Raw genomic sequence first — 18,126 nt, forward strand, 5'->3', positions numbered from 1 at the left:
AAGCTATTGTTAGCATAGCAGTTGAAACAATCCCAGTGAAAAGTCTACTGGCTATTTAATAAACGAGGTTCTAATGGAAACTCAGGTAAAACAACCTGATTCTAAGGCTCATAACCTACTGATGGGGAGAGGCTCAAGCAGCAGGGCAATTAAGGATAAGTTGACTCAAATTGGGGTGACTATCGGCGGAGCTATGGTATTTATCGCTCTGTTGTTAATTTTCTTTTATCTGCTCTATGTTATCAAGCCTATCTTCGATGATGCCGAAGTGTCACCAGTATCGAGCGTGGACCTCCAGGATTCAGTTCCGGCCCTGATGGTTGGAAGCGATGAACAAAATGAGATCATGTACCGTGTCTCTCAAACTGGTCGAGTCGATTTTTATGATGTTAGCTCATCAAAATTAATTGAAACTGAACAGCTGGAATTTCCCGAGGGTAGTCAAGTTGTCAGTAGTTCAGCCTCGGTGCCAAGTGAGCAGAGGTTTGCTTTCGGACTCGATAATGGTCAGGTGATCATTGCAGGTATCGAGTTTGGTGTGACTTATCCAGACAATAAGCGACTCATCACACCTAATTTGAGATTCCCTAACGGCAAGACGCCTATGACTGTCGATGAACAGGGGCAATCGATAAACAATCTCGCATTCGATTACAGTAGCGATAAGATGACCTTTGCTTATCAGGGAGATGATAATATTTGGCGTCTGTCACGTCAGGAGGGTGAAGAGAACATGATGACCGAAGAGGTCGAATGGTCTGCTTATAACGGCATCATCGACGATGCTCCGGTACGTGTTCAGCAACAATTGATGACTCCTAATCAGCGTCAACTCCTGCTCAGATCAGACAATAAACTCTTCGTCTATGATATTCGAGATGCCGAAGCTGTCTCCCTGAGTCAAGTATTAGAGTTGGGGCGTACTGGTGTCAACGTCACAAATGTTAGCCTGCTAGCAGGGGCAAGCTCTCTGTTGGTGAGTTACGATTCAGGTTTGGTACAACAGTATTTTCAGGTGAATGGTAAGCAAGGGCGTCAGTATCAAGAGATACGCGAATTTAGAAATCATGGCGGCATTAAGAGTGTTGCCTCTGAATTTTATCGAAAGAGCTTTGTCACTATCAGCGATAATGGCCAGTTGTCGTTGCTTTATACCACGAGCCAAAGAAAACTATTTTCCAAAGATTTTAACTTAAAGAATCCCGGCACCCTGGGCTTCAGCCCACGCTCTAACGCCTTAGTGGTCGAAGCTGACAACAAGTTACATATGTTCAGTGTTTCAAATACTCACCCTGAAGTGTCATGGAGCGCCATGTGGAGCAAGGTGTGGTATGAAAGTTATCCTGAGCCAAAATATGTGTGGCAGTCGACTTCGGGATCCGATGATTTTGAAGCTAAGTTGAGCCTGATGCCATTGGCGTTTGGTACCATGAAAGCCGCTTTCTATGCCATGATGTTTGCCACTCCTTTGGCGATTGCCGGTGCCATCTATACCGCCTATTTTATGACGCCTAAAGTACGCTCCATCGTCAAGCCAACCATCGAGATCATGGAAGCCTTGCCTACGGTAATACTCGGTTTCCTTGCCGGTTTATGGCTGGCGCCCTTGATAGAGGACCACTTGCCGGGGATCTTAGTCTTACTCACTCTCTTGCCGCTCTCGATACTAACCAGTGCTTTCATCTGGCATAACTTGCCAGGTAAGGCTAAAGAGTACTTGCCTGAAGCCTATCAGGAGTTGATGTTGATTCCGGTGATTTTATTCGTCGGCTGGTTCTCTTTCGCTATCAGTCCAGCATTGGAAATCGCCTTCTTTGATGGTGATTCAAGATTATTTATCACCAATGAACTCGGTATCACCTTCGATCAGCGTAATGCGCTGGTTGTGGGTATCGCCATGGGATTTGCAGTCATACCAACTATCTTCTCGATAGCCGAAGATGCGGTGTTCTCTGTGCCTCGTCATCTTTCCAATGGCAGTTTGGCGCTGGGTGCGACCACCTGGCAGACTCTCACTCGAGTGGTATTGCTTACTGCAAGTCCGGGCATCTTCTCCGCCATTATGATGGGAGTTGGACGCGCGGTTGGTGAAACCATGATCGTACTCATGGCGACAGGTAACACGGCTATCATGGAGTGGAGTGTGTTTCAGGGCATGCGCACCCTGGCGGCGAATATTGCCGTCGAAGTACCTGAGTCGGCCATAGGCAGTTCTCACTATCGGGTACTCTTCCTGGCGGCTTTTGTACTGTTTATTTTCACCTTTATTTTCAACACTATTGCCGAAGTGGTGAGACAGCGTCTACGTGAACGCTATAGCTCACTTTAATCGCTCATTTTAGTAGCAAAGAAATGATGAATATATATATGAACATGAATATATGGGTTTTACAGTTGAACTTATGGAGACACTCTCATGGGTAATTGGTTTAAATCTGTTTCTCCTTGGGCTTTGGGAATGAATGACATGGTGCTTGTTGCTAAGTTTGATCTACTTCTTGGGAGTCAGTGTCATGGGTAATTGGTTTAAGTCTGGTTCTCCTTGGGGCTGTGATATGGCAGGTGGTGCGGTATGTTCAGCACTAGATGTATGGAGAAACTCACATGGGTAATTGGTTTAAGTCAGGTTCTCCCTGGGACTGTGATATGACAGATGATGCGGTATGTTCAGCACTAGATGTAGGGAGTCAGTGTCATGGGTAATTGGTTTAAGTCTGGTTCTCCCTGGATCTGGATGACAGGTGGTGCGGTCAGCATCAGTTTGATTGCAGTATTGGGTCTACTCTTGATGATTGCATGGCGGGGCTTGAGTTACTTTTGGCCTGCTGAGATCTATCAATGGGAGATGCAAGATCAACAGGGGACCCAATATACGCTTATCGGGGAGATATACGACACCGAGCAGGTGCCCACAGAGCAGTTGATCTCGGCTGGTCATGTGTTTGAAGAGGCGCCGGGTGATACGGTTACCCGTTACTTAGTTAAAACGGGTAACCGTGAATTTGTTGGCCTGGATTTTCGTTGGATTCTAGCCACTGATATCATCTCTCGCAGTCGACCCGAAGATATCGCGGTCATCGAGCGCAGCAAAAATGGCGATTTTTACGGCTACCCTGTTGCAGTCATCGAAAATGGTAAACGACTCGACTTCGATAATGTCGAAGCCTCGTTCGAGTCGCACATAGATCGTTCTGTGGCGCTCAATGATAAGGCGGTGGATCTTCAGAAGGGGGAGATTGGTTCGATAAACTACGCCATTGAGAAGCTTCGTCTGCAGGGACGTGGTTATGAACTCGATGGTAAGCTAACACCAGTGATTAAGGCCGACTTAGCCCTGAAACGGGCGGACCTACAGGCTCAATATCTGATTGTAGAGAAAAAGTTCTTCGGACTCAGGAAAGAGGCGGGTCGGGATTCGGTCGTTATCAAAGACATGCGCGGCGTGGAGGTTACCCTCAAGCTGGACAGCATTTTGGATGTGACTTATTCCAATCGTCTGGGCCCGCTGGATAAATTGGGCCATTGGTTCGTCGGTGTTGGGCGTTTCGTCAGTGACGATCCTCGTGAAGCCAACACTGAGGGCGGAGTATTTCCGGCTATTTTTGGTACTGTCTTTATGGTGATGTTGATGGCTGTGATCGTGACGCCTTTTGGGGTGATTGCGGCGGTTTACCTGCATGAATATGCCAAGAAAGGCCCGGTCACTAAGATGATCCGCATCGCCGTGATTAATCTGGCTGGTGTGCCCTCGATTGTTTACGGGGTATTCGGATTAGGCTTCTTCGTCTATATGTTCGGTGGCAGCATAGATCAGCTCTTTTTTCCCGAAGCGCTGCCGGCGCCGACATTTGGCTCCCCGGGTGTACTCTGGTCTGCATTGACCTTAGCTATCTTGACCTTACCTGTGGTTATCGTGTCGACCGAGGAAGGCTTGAGCCGTATCCCAAGTTCGGTACGCCAAGCTAGCCTGGCACTAGGGGCTACCAAGGCGGAAACTCTGTGGCGCATTATCTTGCCTATGGCGAGCCCGGCGATCATGACAGGACTCATTCTGGCTGTGGCGCGCGCCGCGGGTGAAGTGGCTCCCTTGATGTTGGTGGGTGTGGTTAAGCTTGCGCCAACCTTGCCCATAGACATGAACTTTCCCTTCGTGCATCTGGAGCGAAAGTTTATGCACTTAGGTTTTCATATTTACGATGTGGGCTTTCAAAGTCCGAACGTAGAGGCCGCGAGACCTCTGGTTTACGCCACCTCGTTCCTGCTGGTTACTGTCATTGTGTCATTGAACCTGACGGCGATTGCGGTTCGAAACCATCTACGTGAGAAATATCGCTCACTCGAGCACTAATATTGGCTAGCGGAGTAATGCAAACCCAGTATGATAGAGAAACAGAATCATACTTTTAAGTTGCAGTTATAAACCAAAAAGTTGTCACACAGTGACTCAAATAGAGATGCGTAGCAGATCTATAAGTGATAGGACATAAAATGATTTCGATAGATAAGTCAGCGATGAGTACTAAATCAGTGGACCTGAAAAACTTGAGCCAGGAAGAAACAGCCCTGGAGATCCGTAACTTAGATCTGAAATATGGCGATAAACAGGCCCTGTTTGATGTATCGATGAAGATACCGGAGAAACAAGTTACCGCATTCATCGGCCCTAGTGGTTGTGGTAAGTCGACTCTACTGCGTTGTATTAACCGGATGAATGATCTGGTGGATAACTGCCATATTAGTGGTGATATCCTGCTTCACGGACAAAATATCTATGACAAGAAGATCGATGTTGCCGCCTTGCGTCGTAACGTTGGCATGGTATTCCAGCGTCCTAACCCTTTTCCTAAATCAATTTATGAGAATGTGGTCTACGGATTGCGCCTCCAAGGGATAAACAATCGTCGCGATCTTGATGACGCTGCCGAGCGCTCTCTTCGCGGTGCCGCGATATGGGATGAAGTGAAAGACAGACTTCATGATAACGCCTTCGGCCTTTCAGGTGGTCAGCAACAGCGTCTGGTGATTGCTCGCGCGATAGCTATCGAGCCTGAGGTATTACTACTGGATGAACCCACATCGGCTCTGGATCCCATCTCGACCCTGATCATTGAAGAGCTGATCAGTGAGCTTAAATCAAAATATACCGTGGTGATAGTGACCCACAACATGCAGCAGGCGGCTCGGGTGTCAGATCAAACCGCATTTATGTACATGGGCGAGCTGGTTGAGTACGCCGATACCAACACCATTTTTACCACGCCGCAGAAACGTAAAACGGAAGATTACATCACCGGCCGTTACGGGTAATTAAGGCTAATTAGAGTGAGTCAACCAATCCAAGTCCAGTGAGCTAAGCTCCCTGGGGATGAGATACTGAAAAAGGGTTAACACCGATGGATAATATGAATTTAAATAAACACATTTCGGGTCAGTTTAACGCCGAGCTGGATGATATTCGTAACCGCGTCTTGGCCATGGGTGGCCTGGTAGAGCGTCAGTTGGAGCAAGCTCTGGATGCTATTGCAACCTTAGATGCTGAGCTCGCCCAGAGCGTGATCGAAGGCGATCATAAGGTTAATGGTATGGAGGTCGCGATCGATGAGGAATGTGCCCGTATCATCGCCAAAAGGCAACCTGCGGCGAGTGATTTAAGGTTAGTGCTGGCCATCTCTAAAACCATCACAGATTTAGAGCGTATCGGTGATGCTTGTGTGAAAATTGCCAAGGTTGCTCTGGATAAACGTTTGAAAAAGCAACAGCCTCTTCTGGTGAGTCTCGATAGCATGGGACGCCACGCGACCCGCTTTCTTCACGGCACCCTAGATGCCTTGGCTCGCATGGATGCTGATGCAGCTTTCGCGCTACATAAGGAAGACGCTAAGCTAGATAAAGAGTATGAAGGTACCATCCGCCAACTTATGACCTATATGATGGAAGATCCCCGTTCAATACCTGAGGTGTTTGATGTGCTTTGGGCGACACGAGCGGTGGAGCGTGTCGGCGATCGCTGTCAGAATATCTGCGAATACATCATCTATTATGTTAAAGGAAAAGATGTACGCCACGTTTCTTATGAAGAGATGGAAAAAGACCTGAACTTATAACTTGGCTAAGCGAAAAGTCTGGTAATAGAAAAGATGCCCGGCAATCTCATATCTTATGAAGAGATGGAAAAAGACCTGAACTTATAACTTGGCTAAGCGAAAAGTCTGGTAATAGAAAAGATGCCCGGCAATCTCATATCTTATGAAGAGATGGAAAAAGACCTGAACTTATAACTTGGCTAAGCGAAAAGTCTGGTAATAGAAAAGATGTCCGGCAATCTCATATCTTATGAAGAGATGAAAAAGATCTGAGTCTTTAGGCTAAATTTTGAGCCCACAATGGTGTAAATCTTGATTAAAAGCAGCTTATCGCTGCTTTTTTGTTTTAATTGTCTAGCCGCACATTACTGGATCGGCATAGTAGGTTATTATATTAGCGAGTTTTGTGAGTATCTGTTTTTTTGACAGAGCAAGGATATGATTACCGAGCTCTGTAGATAAATCGATACGCAAATTCTATTTAATAGCTGGGCAGCAGCCCGCTCTAACACCTGGAGTCTGCAATTTGGATTCGGATCTTGTGTTCAGGAGCTGGCGTGAGCCGGACTCACTTTAGTGAGAGTCTTGGGCTGGGTTATTCAATATGATTTGTTTCAGCATCTTTTACGCTAAATTTCCTATTTTTATCTATTAAGCGGATGAAAGGCTTTTAAATACCTAATCGTATGCCAGAAGGATTTAGTGGGCTTTACCACAAAATGCAACTTCCCGGTTGCTGCATATACTTAACCTGTGTCGGATTTGATGCGTCATGGTGTGAGTGTGTCGTGCTTCGGGATCCGAGTGGCGTCATCATTACTTGTGTGCCGCCGCATGTTAACGTGCGGGAGCTATATGTCTATTAAGACCAGTATCAATCCACCTGTTTTTTTTCCATCGTTATTTCTCATCATCTTGATGGTGTTCGTCGGCTCTGTGTGGCCAGAACAAGCCCAAGATGTATTCAAAACGGCTCAGACTTGGTTTCAGGTTAAAGCTGGTTGGCTTTACATCTCAGGCGTAGCCATTTTCCTTATTTTTATCATCTTTGTCATGTTTAGCCGTTTCGGTGATATCAAACTTGGGCCAGATCACGCTGAACCCGATTACAGCTATAAGAGCTGGATAGCCATGCTGTTTTCTGCTGGTATGGGCATAGGCCTGATGTTTTTCGGTGTTGCCGAACCTGTGATGCACTATATGTCGCCACCTGATGCTACTCCTGAGACGATTCAGGCGGCAAAAGATGCGATGAAGATAACCTTCTTTCATTGGGGGATCCATGCTTGGGCCATCTATGCCGTCGTTGCCCTGAGTCTGTCTTATTTCTCTTATCGTCATAAATTACCTCTGTTGCCGAGAAGTGCCCTTTACCCCTTGATTGGTGAGCGTATTTATGGACCCATAGGTCATGCGGTTGATACGTTTGCCGTGCTAGGTACCATGTTTGGCGTAGCTACCTCTCTGGGCTTCGGCGTACTGCAGGTTAACTCGGGTCTTAACTATCTACTCGGTGTGCCGGTGAATGCTATGGTGCAGGTAGGCTTGATCATCGCGATTTCGTTGATAGCTACCCTGTCTGTATTCTCAGGTTTGGATAAAGGGGTTAAACGACTCAGTGAGCTCAATTTGGGGCTGGCAGTGCTTTTGTTGATTTTTGTGCTTATTTTTGGACCAACGGTCGAATTACTACAGGCTTTTGTGCAAAATACCGGTGCCTATCTGAGTGATATAGTGGGTAAGACATTTAACTTATATGCTTATGAACAGAAGAATGATTGGATAGGCGGTTGGACCTTGCTCTATTGGGGCTGGTGGATCTCCTGGTCACCTTTTGTCGGCACCTTTATCGCACGAGTTTCCCGAGGCAGAACCATTAGGGAGTTCTTGATTGGCGTGTTATTTGTGCCATCGGCTTTTACCTTCTTATGGATGACGGTCTTTGGTAATACCGCTATAGATGCCATCATGAATCATGGCGCTACTTATCTGTCCGAAGCGGTTTCATCGGACGTGTCTGTCGCCCTGTTTGTCTTCTTCGAACACATGCCTTTCTCGACGCTGTTGTCGACTATTGCCCTGTGCTTAGTGATCACCTTCTTCGTCACCTCGTCAGATTCAGGCTCCTTGGTGATCGATAATCTGACTTCGGGAGGTGATTTAGAGGCTCCTGTGTGGCAGCGTGTCTTCTGGGCTCTACTTCAGGGTGTGGTTGCTTCAGTGCTCTTGCTGGCAGGTGGTCTACAGGCCTTGCAGACTGTGGCTATTGCCAGTGCGCTGCCATTCTTGCTAGTGATGTTGTTGATGTGCCTAGGTCTTTATAGGGCACTGCGAGATGATTGGATCAAGATCAATAGTGTGCAGTCACATAATACCAGTGTGCAGTACAGTAAGACCGATGTGGACTGGGAAGATCATCTCGATGTCCTGGTGTCCCATCCCAGTGAAGATGATGTACAGGAGTTCCTCGAGCAGGTGGCGACGCCGGCGCTGACTAAGGTGTGTGAGAGCTTCGTTCGTCGTGGTATTCCGGCTAAGTTTGTCAATTTTGATAATCGAGTCAGGTTTGTTATCCCTAGTGAAGATCATAACGATTTTGTCTATGGTCTGCGTATCAGAGCCTTCACCATTACCAATCCGTTAGTCAGCGAAGTCGACGATGGTGAGACTGATTACTATCGCGCCGAAGTCTTCCTTGAGCATGGCGGCCAGCACTATGACGTGATGGGGTTCACTCAGAAACAGATCTTGGCCGATGTAGTGACTCAGTATGAGAAGTATAACTATTACCTGCATATCTCAAGTTCAGAATATCTGGGTGGGGATGCATAAGCTTTTTAGCAATAGGCTTTTCGTGGAAAGTCGGTTAAACAGTTAAATTTACCCTGTAGCGATGTTATTATCGGTACAGGGTATTTTTTTGCTATCGTGCCGGTAATGATGAAGTCAGTTTCGATAGCTGTGAGCAGGATTAAAGTATATGTCGGTAAGTCAAGGTCAAAGTAAACTAGATAAAGTATTAGCTGAAGCCAGAGATTATAAAGCGAAGCGCGAAACGGGCTATCGTGAGCAGGCGCTGAAGTTATATCCATGGGTGTGTGGCCGTTGTACTCGTGAGTTTACTCACTCAAATCTGCGAGAGTTGACCGTGCATCATAGAGATCACAACCATGATAACAACCCATCGGATGGCTCAAACTGGGAGTTACTCTGTCTTTATTGTCATGATAATGAACATTCGAAATTTGAAGAGTTGATTCAGTACGGTGCGACGACTGAAACAAAAGTAGAATCGGCAACCTATAATCCCTTCGCCGATCTTAAAGGCATGATGAAGAAGTAGTTTACCGGCAAGACGATTAAGAGATATGTGCCAGTATCGCCTATATCTCTTTTTATCGATTTTTATATCAATTAACGCTCGTTCAGTGCTATCCGAGCCTCAGCTTCTAGCCATTTCTGTCGACTGATGCTGTTACTTTCGCTGAACTCACCTTTGGCTAGTTCGGTCTTACGCAGGGCTAGTTTCTCCCATACTTGAGTTTTAAACCCATCGTCACCCGCACTCCAGCCGACAATCTCATCGATAGTCCGGTAACACCCCATACAGATGTCATCATCGTTTAAACCACATTTGGCCACGCAAGGCGAGTGAATCATAGGTTTCGGCTCAGATTGTAATTCCAAAATCATTGACCGAGATTTTAGTGATCCTTGTCACGATTTTCAAGGGGGAGTGAGAATAATCCTCAGTTAGCTAAAGCCTATGGTTGTTTGATTGTAAACTTGATGTTTATTAGTTTGTTAATATTTTAATCCCAATGAAAACAGAGTGGGGTATATTGAGCTGATGAATGATCTATAGCACTGTAAGCTATAGGTAAAGCAGACCTCAAATGTTAGACTCGATTGAATTTTTTATCGATTTGTTTTTTCATTTATTTAGCTTTTCAATGGATTGTGGAAAGTTACTGGGGGCTTTATGAAAGCGTTGCTACGCTTAAGTGTTTTTGTCGTGCTGGGTCTGCTTACGACGGCATGTTCTCTGTTAGAGGTAAAACTTGAAAGTGGTGTGGTGCCTCTGCCACAAGAGCAGCTAAATATGCGGGTATTTAGTCGTGATTTTAGCAGCACTTTTTACAGTCAGGTCGAACAGACTGCCGACCAGATTTCAGCGATCGAATCTAACGACGAGCAAGATATCTATCTGAAATCTAACGCTCTGATGTGGAAGATAAATGCTGAACAGGCACTACAGAGGACTATTTTCCAGGCCTCACCAGTAGCAGCCATGGTCGATACCTGGGCATTTACGGCGCAGATGAGTGACTTTTATGACACTGGCGCGGGTAAAGCCCTGTTTGGCGAGCAACAAGCGCTGGTTATTGAGACCAGCAGGGCATTAGAAGCTCAGTTTGAGAAAACAGTTAAAGGTTTCGTCTCCCAGAGTGACTTCAACAAGAACCGCGAATTTATCAAGCAGTACGTGCTGGATAATCCCCTTACTGATATCACATTTAGTCGCAAGTCGGCATTCAATGACTGGTTAACATTCAGAGAGATCAATGAATTTGAAGCCGTGACTACCTTCGGTTCAGTGCCAGAAGTGATGAGTGATATCTCAGACCGTATGGCGATGATCTCTGAACAGATGCCCAAAATTTTAGGTTGGAAAGCCGAGCTCTATGCACTGCATTCCAATATCAATGCCGAAGAAATCCAGGCAACGCTTGTGAGCATCAGTGAGACATCAGCAAGGTTCCAGGAGCTGATGGCACAGAGCCCTGAGATGATGCAAAGCTTAGCCGTAGATATGCGACGTGAGCTGAGCCCCTTACTGCAGCAGCTCAGCGATTCGACCGACGACAAGCTTAAGCAACTATCGGTCGAACGTCAGGCACTAGAGTTAATGGTGAAGAATGAGCGCCTGGCTTTGGAAGAGATGGTAGCCAGAGAGCGTGTCGCCGCGGCGGCTAATCTGGATGAGATCTCCAAACACACGGTAGAGGTAGTGTTTCAGGAGCTGACCAAGACTCTTAAGAGTCTGATCCTCTATTTCGTGCTCTTCTTGCTAGTGGTTTTCTTCGCTCCTCTTGGTCTAGGTGTTTTCTTGGGTAAACGCATGGAAAGCAAGAAGACGAGTAAGCTGAGTAGTAAGGTTATAAAAACTTAATTGCTAGAAGATTCATAGCTAGAACAGGCTAGTGGTTTTCTTCGTCTCTCACCTAATTGGGTCTCGGTGTTTTCTTGGGTAAACGCATGGAAAGCAAGAAGAGTTAATTGAGTAGCAAAGCAGTAAAAAGCTAATAGATAGCAGGTTGCTAATGAACAGGCTAGTGGTTTTCTTCGCCTTTCAGCCAGTTGGGTCTTGGTGTTTTCTTGTGTAAACGCATGGAAAGCAAGAAAGCCAATAAATTTAGTAAAGAGACAGTTCCTAGGGCCTAGGAACTGATTTTGTTCCTGTTTTTCACCTATAAAAATGAGTGCCAACACCTTGCAAGCAACCTCCCATCGCCATCGACTCAAGCAACTCGATACATTATTAGTTCAGAGCCGTGCGCTATGGCAGGTGAAGGCGTTCGACTGCACCCAATTACCTTGGGAGAAACAGTTCCCTGGTTTGGCGGAAAAAGTGTGGTCGATATCTGATGTCGATATCGATGAACTCGATAAGGGTCAAGCTAAGCTCAACACTGAGCTGCTGCCAGCGCTACTGCGAGATTTAAAGCGAAATGGGTCGGCGTGGCAACTAGACTTGCTCCTGCAAGTGGACCCCGTGTTAACTGGTGGGAACACAAGCCAATTGCAACACTCGGTTCAGCAGTTGTCGGATAGGGAAGTCTCCCATTTAAGCGCTGGAATAAAAGGGCGCAAATGGTCACAGATCACGGCATTTGCGGCTCAAATCAAGCAAGATAGCAGCGAAGTACTGGAGTGGTGCGCCGGAAAGGGCCATCTTGGTCGACTCATCGCCAAGGCTCATTCTCGTCCTGTGGTGAGTCTGGAATGGCAGCAGAGTCTGTGTGATGAAGGAGCAAAATTTGCCGGTAAGTGGGATCTGCCTCAAGAATTTATCTGCGCCGATGCATTTACGCCTCAGCAGTCCAAGCTAAAGAGGGATCAGCAGGCCGTTGCACTTCATGCCTGTGGCGATCTCCATGTGCGCCTGTTAAGGCTGGCATCTCAGGCAAACACCCGATCTATTATTATTTCTCCCTGTTGTTATCATCTTATTCAAGCTGAGCAGTATCAGGGGATGTCTGAAGTGGTACTAGATAGTGAATTGATGTTATCTCCACATGATCTGCAAGTGCCACTGCAACACAGCACCATTGCCAATGCGAAACAGGTCGAATATCGCCACAGAGAGATCGTTTGGCGTTTGGGATTCGATTCCTTGCAGCGAGATGTGAACCGAAGCAGGCGATATCTCCCGATTCCATCAATAAAGCAGAGTCAGTTGAACCAAGGTTTTGAGGCATTCTGTCACTGGGCGGCCGGGAAAAAGTCTGTAGAATTACCTGTTGCTCTGGATGTTGATTTTTACCTTGAGTTAGGCGTTCAGAGACAGAGACTCACTCGACGAATCGATCTGGTTGCCCATCTGTTTCGTGACATTCTGGAACATTGGTTACTGCTCGATAGAGTCTGCTTTCTCGAAGAGCAAGGTTACTCGGTAAAGCTCACCAGGTTCTGCAGTGAGGCCATTACCCCAAGGAATTCACTGATTTTGGCGGAAAAACCAGCAAACGAATGTTTAACCGATAAAGGATGAACTAAGTCTATGTTTTTATAGTGAAGATATACTAAGTCATATGAATTTATTTCTTTTACACTGCATTTTTTTGATGAAAAATGCAGTTTATTAGTGAATAAATCGCACCTATGACGGTTTTTTATTGAATCATTAGCCTTTTCTTGCTCAAATGATGGGTTAATACTAAATAATAATACTTATTGGCTGAAGTCGCGCCGATATTGTGAGCGAAATAATACTGTTTCATGAAATATTCCCGAGTATTTATCAATAGCCTGGCATATGAACTGGCACCTGAAGTTGTGTCAACTTCCGAATTAGAATCTCGTTTGGCACCTCTATATAAGAAGTTTCGAATCCCAATGGGGCAACTTGCCGCATTAACTGGGATCACCGAGCGTCGCTGGTGGCCAAAGGGCCATAGATTATCAGACGGTGCTCTGGCAGCGGCTCATAAGGCTATTGATGAAACTGGCGTGAAAGTGAGTGATTTAGGCGCTGTGGTTTATACCGGCGTTTGCCGTGATCAACACGAGCCGGCTACGGCGTGCCGTATCGCTGCCGAGCTTGGAGTATCGAAAGACACCGCCATCTATGACATTAGTAATGCTTGTCTGGGTGTGCTCTCTGGGATCTTAGATATCGCTAACCGCATTGAACTCGGTCAAATTAAAGCCGGCTTAGTGGTCTCCTGTGAATCAGCCCGCCATATTGTCGATATCACCATAGACAATATGTTGGCCGATCAAACCATGCAGAACTATGCCCAGTCTCTGGCAACCCTAACTGGTGGCTCGGGAGCGGTAGCCGTCTTGCTTACCGATGGCAGCTTGCCATTGAGTACCGAGCGTCAACATCAGCTTTTAGGTGCGAGCCACCTTTCTGCACCTGAACACCATAACTTGTGTCAATGGGGTCTTCAGGAAGCGGGTTTACATCTCTACCGCGAGTTTATGCGCACCGATGGTGTGACTCTACTCAAAGAGGGAGTAGAGCTTGCCCGTCATACCTGGAGCCATTTCCTCGAACAGCGTGACTGGGTGGTGGAGCAGGTCGATAAAGTGATTTGCCATCAGGTGGGGTCATCAAATCGCCTGAAAGTGCTCAATGCATTGGCTATTCCCCAAGAGAAAGAGTTTCCTACTTACCAACTACTGGGCAATATGGGCACGGTTTCTCTGCCTGTCACGGCAGCAATGGCCCACGATCAGGGTTTCCTTAAGAAAGGTGATCAGGTGAGTTTTCTTGGCATAGGCAGCGGACTTAACTGCATGATGCTTGGGATCAAGTGGTAACGAGCTGCAGCCAACTAGTGCGAACTTTGCGCGTTTCAGTTCCATACCTCACATAATCACGTTATGCGCCTCAAGTTTGAGGCGTGATGATGCAAAGAATATTTAGGAAGAGTCATGTTAGACACTCTGTTTCCCTTCAAGCGAAATTATCTCGACAGAAACGGCCATAAGCTACAGTACGTAAATGAAGGCCAAGGTGAGCCTGTAGTCATGGTTCATGGTAACCCTAGCTGGTCTTTCTATTATCGAAATGTGGTGTCTGCTCTGAGCAGTAACCACCAGTGTATCGTGCCGGATCATATCGGCTGTGGCCTGTCTGATAAGCCGGATGACAGTGGTTACGACTACACATTAAAGAATCGTATCGACGATCTCGAAGCCTTACTCGAACATTTAAACGTCAAAGAGAATATCACCTTAGTCGTACACGACTGGGGCGGGATGATAGGCATGGGTTATGCTGCGCGCTACCCTGAGCGGATAAAACGTCTGGTTATTCTCAATACCGGCGCGTTTCATCTTCCTCAATCTAAGCCGTTTCCCTGGCCCTTATGGATCTGTCGTAACACCTTACTAGGCACGGCCATGGTCCGAGGTTTCAACGCGTTTTCATCCATAGCCTCCTATGTCGGTGTTAAGCGTAAACCTATGGCGAGTGAGATACGTAAAGCCTATGTGGCGCCTTTCAATTCCTGGGCTAACCGGATCTCGACCTTGAGGTTTGTACAGGATATTCCCCTCAAAGAGGGTGATAGAAACTATGAGCTGGTCTCTGAAATAGCCGCCAGTCTGCCAAAGTTTGCTAATGTGCCGACTATGATCTGCTGGGGCCTGAAAGACTTCGTTTTCGATAAGCATTTTCTGGCCCAGTGGAAAGTAGAGATGCCCCATGCGAGCGTGCATGAATTTGCAGATTGCGGTCACTATATTCTTGAAGATGCCACTGATGAAGTCGTCGGACATATCACTCAGTTTATGAACAGCGACTCTGCCGCTGTTTAATACTCGCAGTCAGCTTTTAGCGAGAGGATAAAATACAAATAAGCGGTCAAGATTGACCGCTTATTTCATATAAGCAATGAGAAAGGTCATCGAACATGTCAGCCTCTTTAACTGCCAGCCATTCTTCAACAGTACAAAACAGCGACATTAACACGAGAGCGGACGCTAATCTCTGTCGTCACCTCATTAGCGCCGCAAGCCATTCCCCTAAAGATCTCGCCGTAGTGGTACAAACAGCTAGCGGGACTATTTTCTCCGTCAAGACGCTGGAATATCAAGAGCTCAACTTTTCAGATCTCAATCAACAAAGTGATCGTTTAGCCCATGGCTTAAATGCTTATGGGATAACGCGTGGCATGAAGGCCGTGTTGATGGTGACCCCGAGCGTCGACTTTTTTACGTTAACCTTCGCCCTGTTTAAGGCGGGTGTTGTGCCTATTTTGGTGGATCCGGGCATGGGAGTGAAGAATCTCAAGCAATGTTTCATCGAATCTGAGCCCGATGCCTTTATTGGTATTCCTAAGGCGCATCTGGCCCGCAAGCTCTTTGGTTGGGGCAAGGGGTCGGTTAAGCATCTGGTGACCGTAGGCGGTCGCAGTTTGTTTGGAGGAGTGACACTGGAAGCCATCGCAGCACGCGGCTCATCAGAGCCCTATGACATGCACTGGCTAGACCAAGATGAGATGGCCGCTATTTTGTTTACCAGTGGTAGCACAGGAACGCCCAAGGGTGTGGTCTACTCCCACAAGATGTTTGAAGCTCAGATAAGCGCTCTGAGAGATGATTACGGCATTAAGCCTGGTGAACGTGACCTGGCTACTTTTCCGCTATTTTCTTTGTTTGGACCCGCACTGGGTATGGCCTCGATTATTCCAGAGATGGATGCCAGCAAGCCGATAACGGCCAATCCTGATTACTTGTTTGCCGCGATCGAGAAGTACCAATGCAGCAACATGTTTGTCAATCCGGCTTTGATCGAGAGGTTGGGGCAAGCGGGCGTACAAGAAGGACTGGACGATGAGGTTAGTTACCATAAGTTGCTAAGCATCAAACGTGTCATATCCGCAGGTGCTCCGGCGACTATCTCTTCTATCAAGCACTTTAGTAAGATGCTGAGTGATGGTGTGGAAGTGCTTAACTCTTATGGTGCCACTGAATCTTTGCCCCTGAGTAAGATGGGCAGCCAGGCATTGTTTGACACCAGTGCCATCACAGATAATGGCGGCGGGATTTGTGTCGGTGACGCCATCTCTGGGGTGGATATTGCCATCATAGAGATCACCGAGAAACCGCTCACGCACTGGAGCGAGTCATTGAGGTTAGAGGCCGGTCAGATAGGTGAGATAGTCGTTAAAGGACCTATGGTGAGCCGCAGTTACTATCGCCGTGATAGCGCGACCGAGCAGGCTAAGATTCAAGATGGTGAAACGATACGCCATCGTATGGGCGATCTCGGTTATCTCGACAGTGAAGGCAAGCTATGGATGTGTGGCCGTAAGGCCCATAGAGTCGATGCCAGTTGTGGTAAACGCTACTTTTCCATCCCCTGTGAACGTATCTTCAATACCCACCCCCAAGTAAAGCGAAGCGCGTTAGTTGGGGTTGAGGTTAATGGCGACGCTGGTACCCCAGAGGTTGTGCCTCTATTGTGTATTGAGCTGGATAAATCTCTGGCATGCTCGTTAGGCGCCGGTTTATATGCTGAGCTTAATGCCATCGCCGAGCAACATAGCCAAACTCTGGGTATCAAACGTTTTCTCATTCATCCTGAATTTCCTGTCGACATTCGTCATAACGCTAAGATTTTTCGTGAGAAACTGGCAGTCTGGGCCCAGAATAAACATAAGGAGTAATCCATGTCAGCGACTCATGTCTCAGTCGATACACACGCTGTTTCATCTGCTTTAGAAGCGTTTCATGTTCTGGAACAAGCAGCGGTCCTGGCTCTTAAAGGTAAGGTGGATCATGCCTTTGTCACAGGTGCTGGCGGTTTTTTAGGTAAGGCAATCTGCCAACGTTTATTGGCGGCGGGGATTAGGGTGACAGGCTTTGCCCGAGGTGAATATTCTGAGTTAACGGCCATGGGCGTGACTATGGTTAGAGGCGATATTGCCGATGAGGCTGCTGTTGTTGATGCAATGAAAGGCTGCGATCTGGTTTTTCATGTGGCTTCCAAGGCGGGTGTCTGGGGCAGCAAACAGAGCTACTTTTCACCAAATGTGGATGGCGCGGCCAATATCATCAGCGCTTGTCAGCAGCTTAAGATCAGCAAACTTATTTACACCAGTACGCCAAGTGTGACTTTTGCCGGTGAGGATGAATCCGGGATCGACGAGAGTGCGCCTTACGCCGCTAACTATTTAAATCATTATGGTGAGTCTAAGGCGGTTGCGGAGCAGATGGTGCTCGAGGCCAATAGCCAAGTATTGAAGACTCTGGCGTTGCGCCCTCATCTTATTTGGGGGCCAGAAGATCCTCATTTGGTGCCGCGTGTCATTGAGAGGGCAAAAGCCGGACGACTCAAGTTAGTCGGCAAAGAAGATAAATTGGTGGATACCATTTATGTGGACAATGCTGCATATGCTCATATCCTAGCCGCCGTTAACTTGTGCTGTGAGGATGCGTCGGCCGCGGGTAAGGCTTACTTCCTCAGTAATGACGAGCCAATCACCATGGCTGCCATGCTGAATAAGATTTTAGCCTGCGCTGACTTACCGGAAGTGACCAAGCGGGTTCCTGCTGGCCTAGCCTATGCCGTCGGTGTCGTGCTCGAAAGCGTCTATGGTGTCCTTGGTAAGACAGATGAGCCTATGATGACCCGTTTCGTGGCTAAGCAATTGTCTACTAGTCACTATTTCGATATTTCGGCCGCGAAAACAGATTTCGGATATTCTCCTATTATTAGCATTGACCAAGGGATGGTGAAACTGAGACAGTATCTTAAGTCTTAAATCAATCTAGCTTAGGCATGCAGAATGAACATGCCTAA

13 protein-coding genes are annotated in these 18,126 nt (G+C 47.0%); 12 read left to right on the plus strand and 1 reads right to left on the minus strand.

Annotated elements, in window-relative coordinates; translation table 11 throughout:
* Positions 1-73: 73 nt before the first annotated feature.
* From FS373_RS05885 to FS373_RS05910, 6 genes are all read left to right on the plus strand, one after another.
* On the plus strand, positions 74-2,329 hold the full coding sequence (locus FS373_RS05885) for an ABC transporter permease subunit (protein WP_152828932.1): 2,256 nt from the start codon (positions 74-76) through the stop codon (positions 2,327-2,329).
* Positions 2,330-2,695: 366 nt separating this feature from the next.
* Positions 2,696-4,348 carry a phosphate ABC transporter permease PstA gene (gene pstA / locus FS373_RS05890; RefSeq protein WP_144047357.1) on the plus strand — a complete coding sequence of 551 codons (1,653 nt, stop codon included), beginning with the start codon at positions 2,696-2,698 and terminating at the stop codon, positions 4,346-4,348.
* Between the two features lie 140 nt (positions 4,349-4,488).
* The gene (gene pstB / locus FS373_RS05895) at positions 4,489-5,307 is read left to right on the plus strand and encodes a phosphate ABC transporter ATP-binding protein PstB (protein ID WP_144047356.1); all 819 of its coding nucleotides are present in this window, start codon (positions 4,489-4,491) and stop codon (positions 5,305-5,307) included.
* An 86-nt stretch (positions 5,308-5,393) separates the two neighbouring features.
* On the plus strand, positions 5,394-6,104 hold the full coding sequence (gene phoU, locus FS373_RS05900) for a phosphate signaling complex protein PhoU (RefSeq protein WP_144047355.1): 711 nt from the start codon (positions 5,394-5,396) through the stop codon (positions 6,102-6,104).
* Between the two features lie 834 nt (positions 6,105-6,938).
* Positions 6,939-8,915: a BCCT family transporter gene (locus tag FS373_RS05905; RefSeq protein WP_144047354.1), complete on the plus strand. Its 1,977-nt coding sequence runs from the start codon at positions 6,939-6,941 to the stop codon at positions 8,913-8,915.
* Between the two features lie 148 nt (positions 8,916-9,063).
* On the plus strand, positions 9,064-9,426 hold the full coding sequence (locus tag FS373_RS05910; RefSeq protein ID WP_144047353.1) for a YajD family HNH nuclease: 363 nt from the start codon (positions 9,064-9,066) through the stop codon (positions 9,424-9,426).
* Between the two features lie 71 nt (positions 9,427-9,497).
* On the opposite strand, the gene FS373_RS05915 is transcribed toward FS373_RS05910, so the two are convergent.
* A complete protein-coding gene (locus FS373_RS05915; protein WP_152828933.1) occupies positions 9,498-9,743 on the minus strand; it encodes a DUF1289 domain-containing protein in 246 nt (81 codons plus the stop codon).
* A 322-nt stretch (positions 9,744-10,065) separates the two neighbouring features.
* Between FS373_RS05915 and FS373_RS05920 the strand changes: the two genes are divergently transcribed.
* The 6 genes from FS373_RS05920 to oleD all read left to right on the plus strand — a co-directional run bounded on the left by FS373_RS05920 (position 10,066) and on the right by oleD (position 18,088).
* A complete protein-coding gene (locus FS373_RS05920) occupies positions 10,066-11,256 on the plus strand; it encodes a chemotaxis protein (protein ID WP_144047351.1) in 1,191 nt (396 codons plus the stop codon).
* 306 nt (positions 11,257-11,562) lie between these two features.
* Positions 11,563-12,858 carry a methyltransferase gene (locus FS373_RS05925; RefSeq protein WP_152828934.1) on the plus strand — a complete coding sequence of 432 codons (1,296 nt, stop codon included), beginning with the start codon at positions 11,563-11,565 and terminating at the stop codon, positions 12,856-12,858.
* A 227-nt stretch (positions 12,859-13,085) separates the two neighbouring features.
* Positions 13,086-14,135, plus strand: coding sequence for a 3-oxoacyl-ACP synthase III (locus tag FS373_RS05930; protein WP_144047349.1), 1,050 nt, complete (start codon positions 13,086-13,088; stop codon positions 14,133-14,135).
* Between the two features lie 114 nt (positions 14,136-14,249).
* On the plus strand, positions 14,250-15,137 hold the full coding sequence (locus FS373_RS05935; protein WP_144047348.1) for an alpha/beta fold hydrolase: 888 nt from the start codon (positions 14,250-14,252) through the stop codon (positions 15,135-15,137).
* A gap of 95 nt (positions 15,138-15,232) precedes the next feature.
* Entirely contained in the window at positions 15,233-16,990 is a 1,758-nt protein-coding gene (gene oleC / locus FS373_RS05940; RefSeq protein ID WP_152828935.1) for an olefin beta-lactone synthetase, read from the plus strand.
* A gap of 3 nt (positions 16,991-16,993) precedes the next feature.
* Entirely contained in the window at positions 16,994-18,088 is a 1,095-nt protein-coding gene (gene oleD / locus FS373_RS05945) for a 2-alkyl-3-oxoalkanoate reductase (RefSeq protein ID WP_152828936.1), read from the plus strand.
* Positions 18,089-18,126 lie beyond the last annotated feature (38 nt).

The organism is Shewanella sp. YLB-07, from assembly GCF_009377275.1.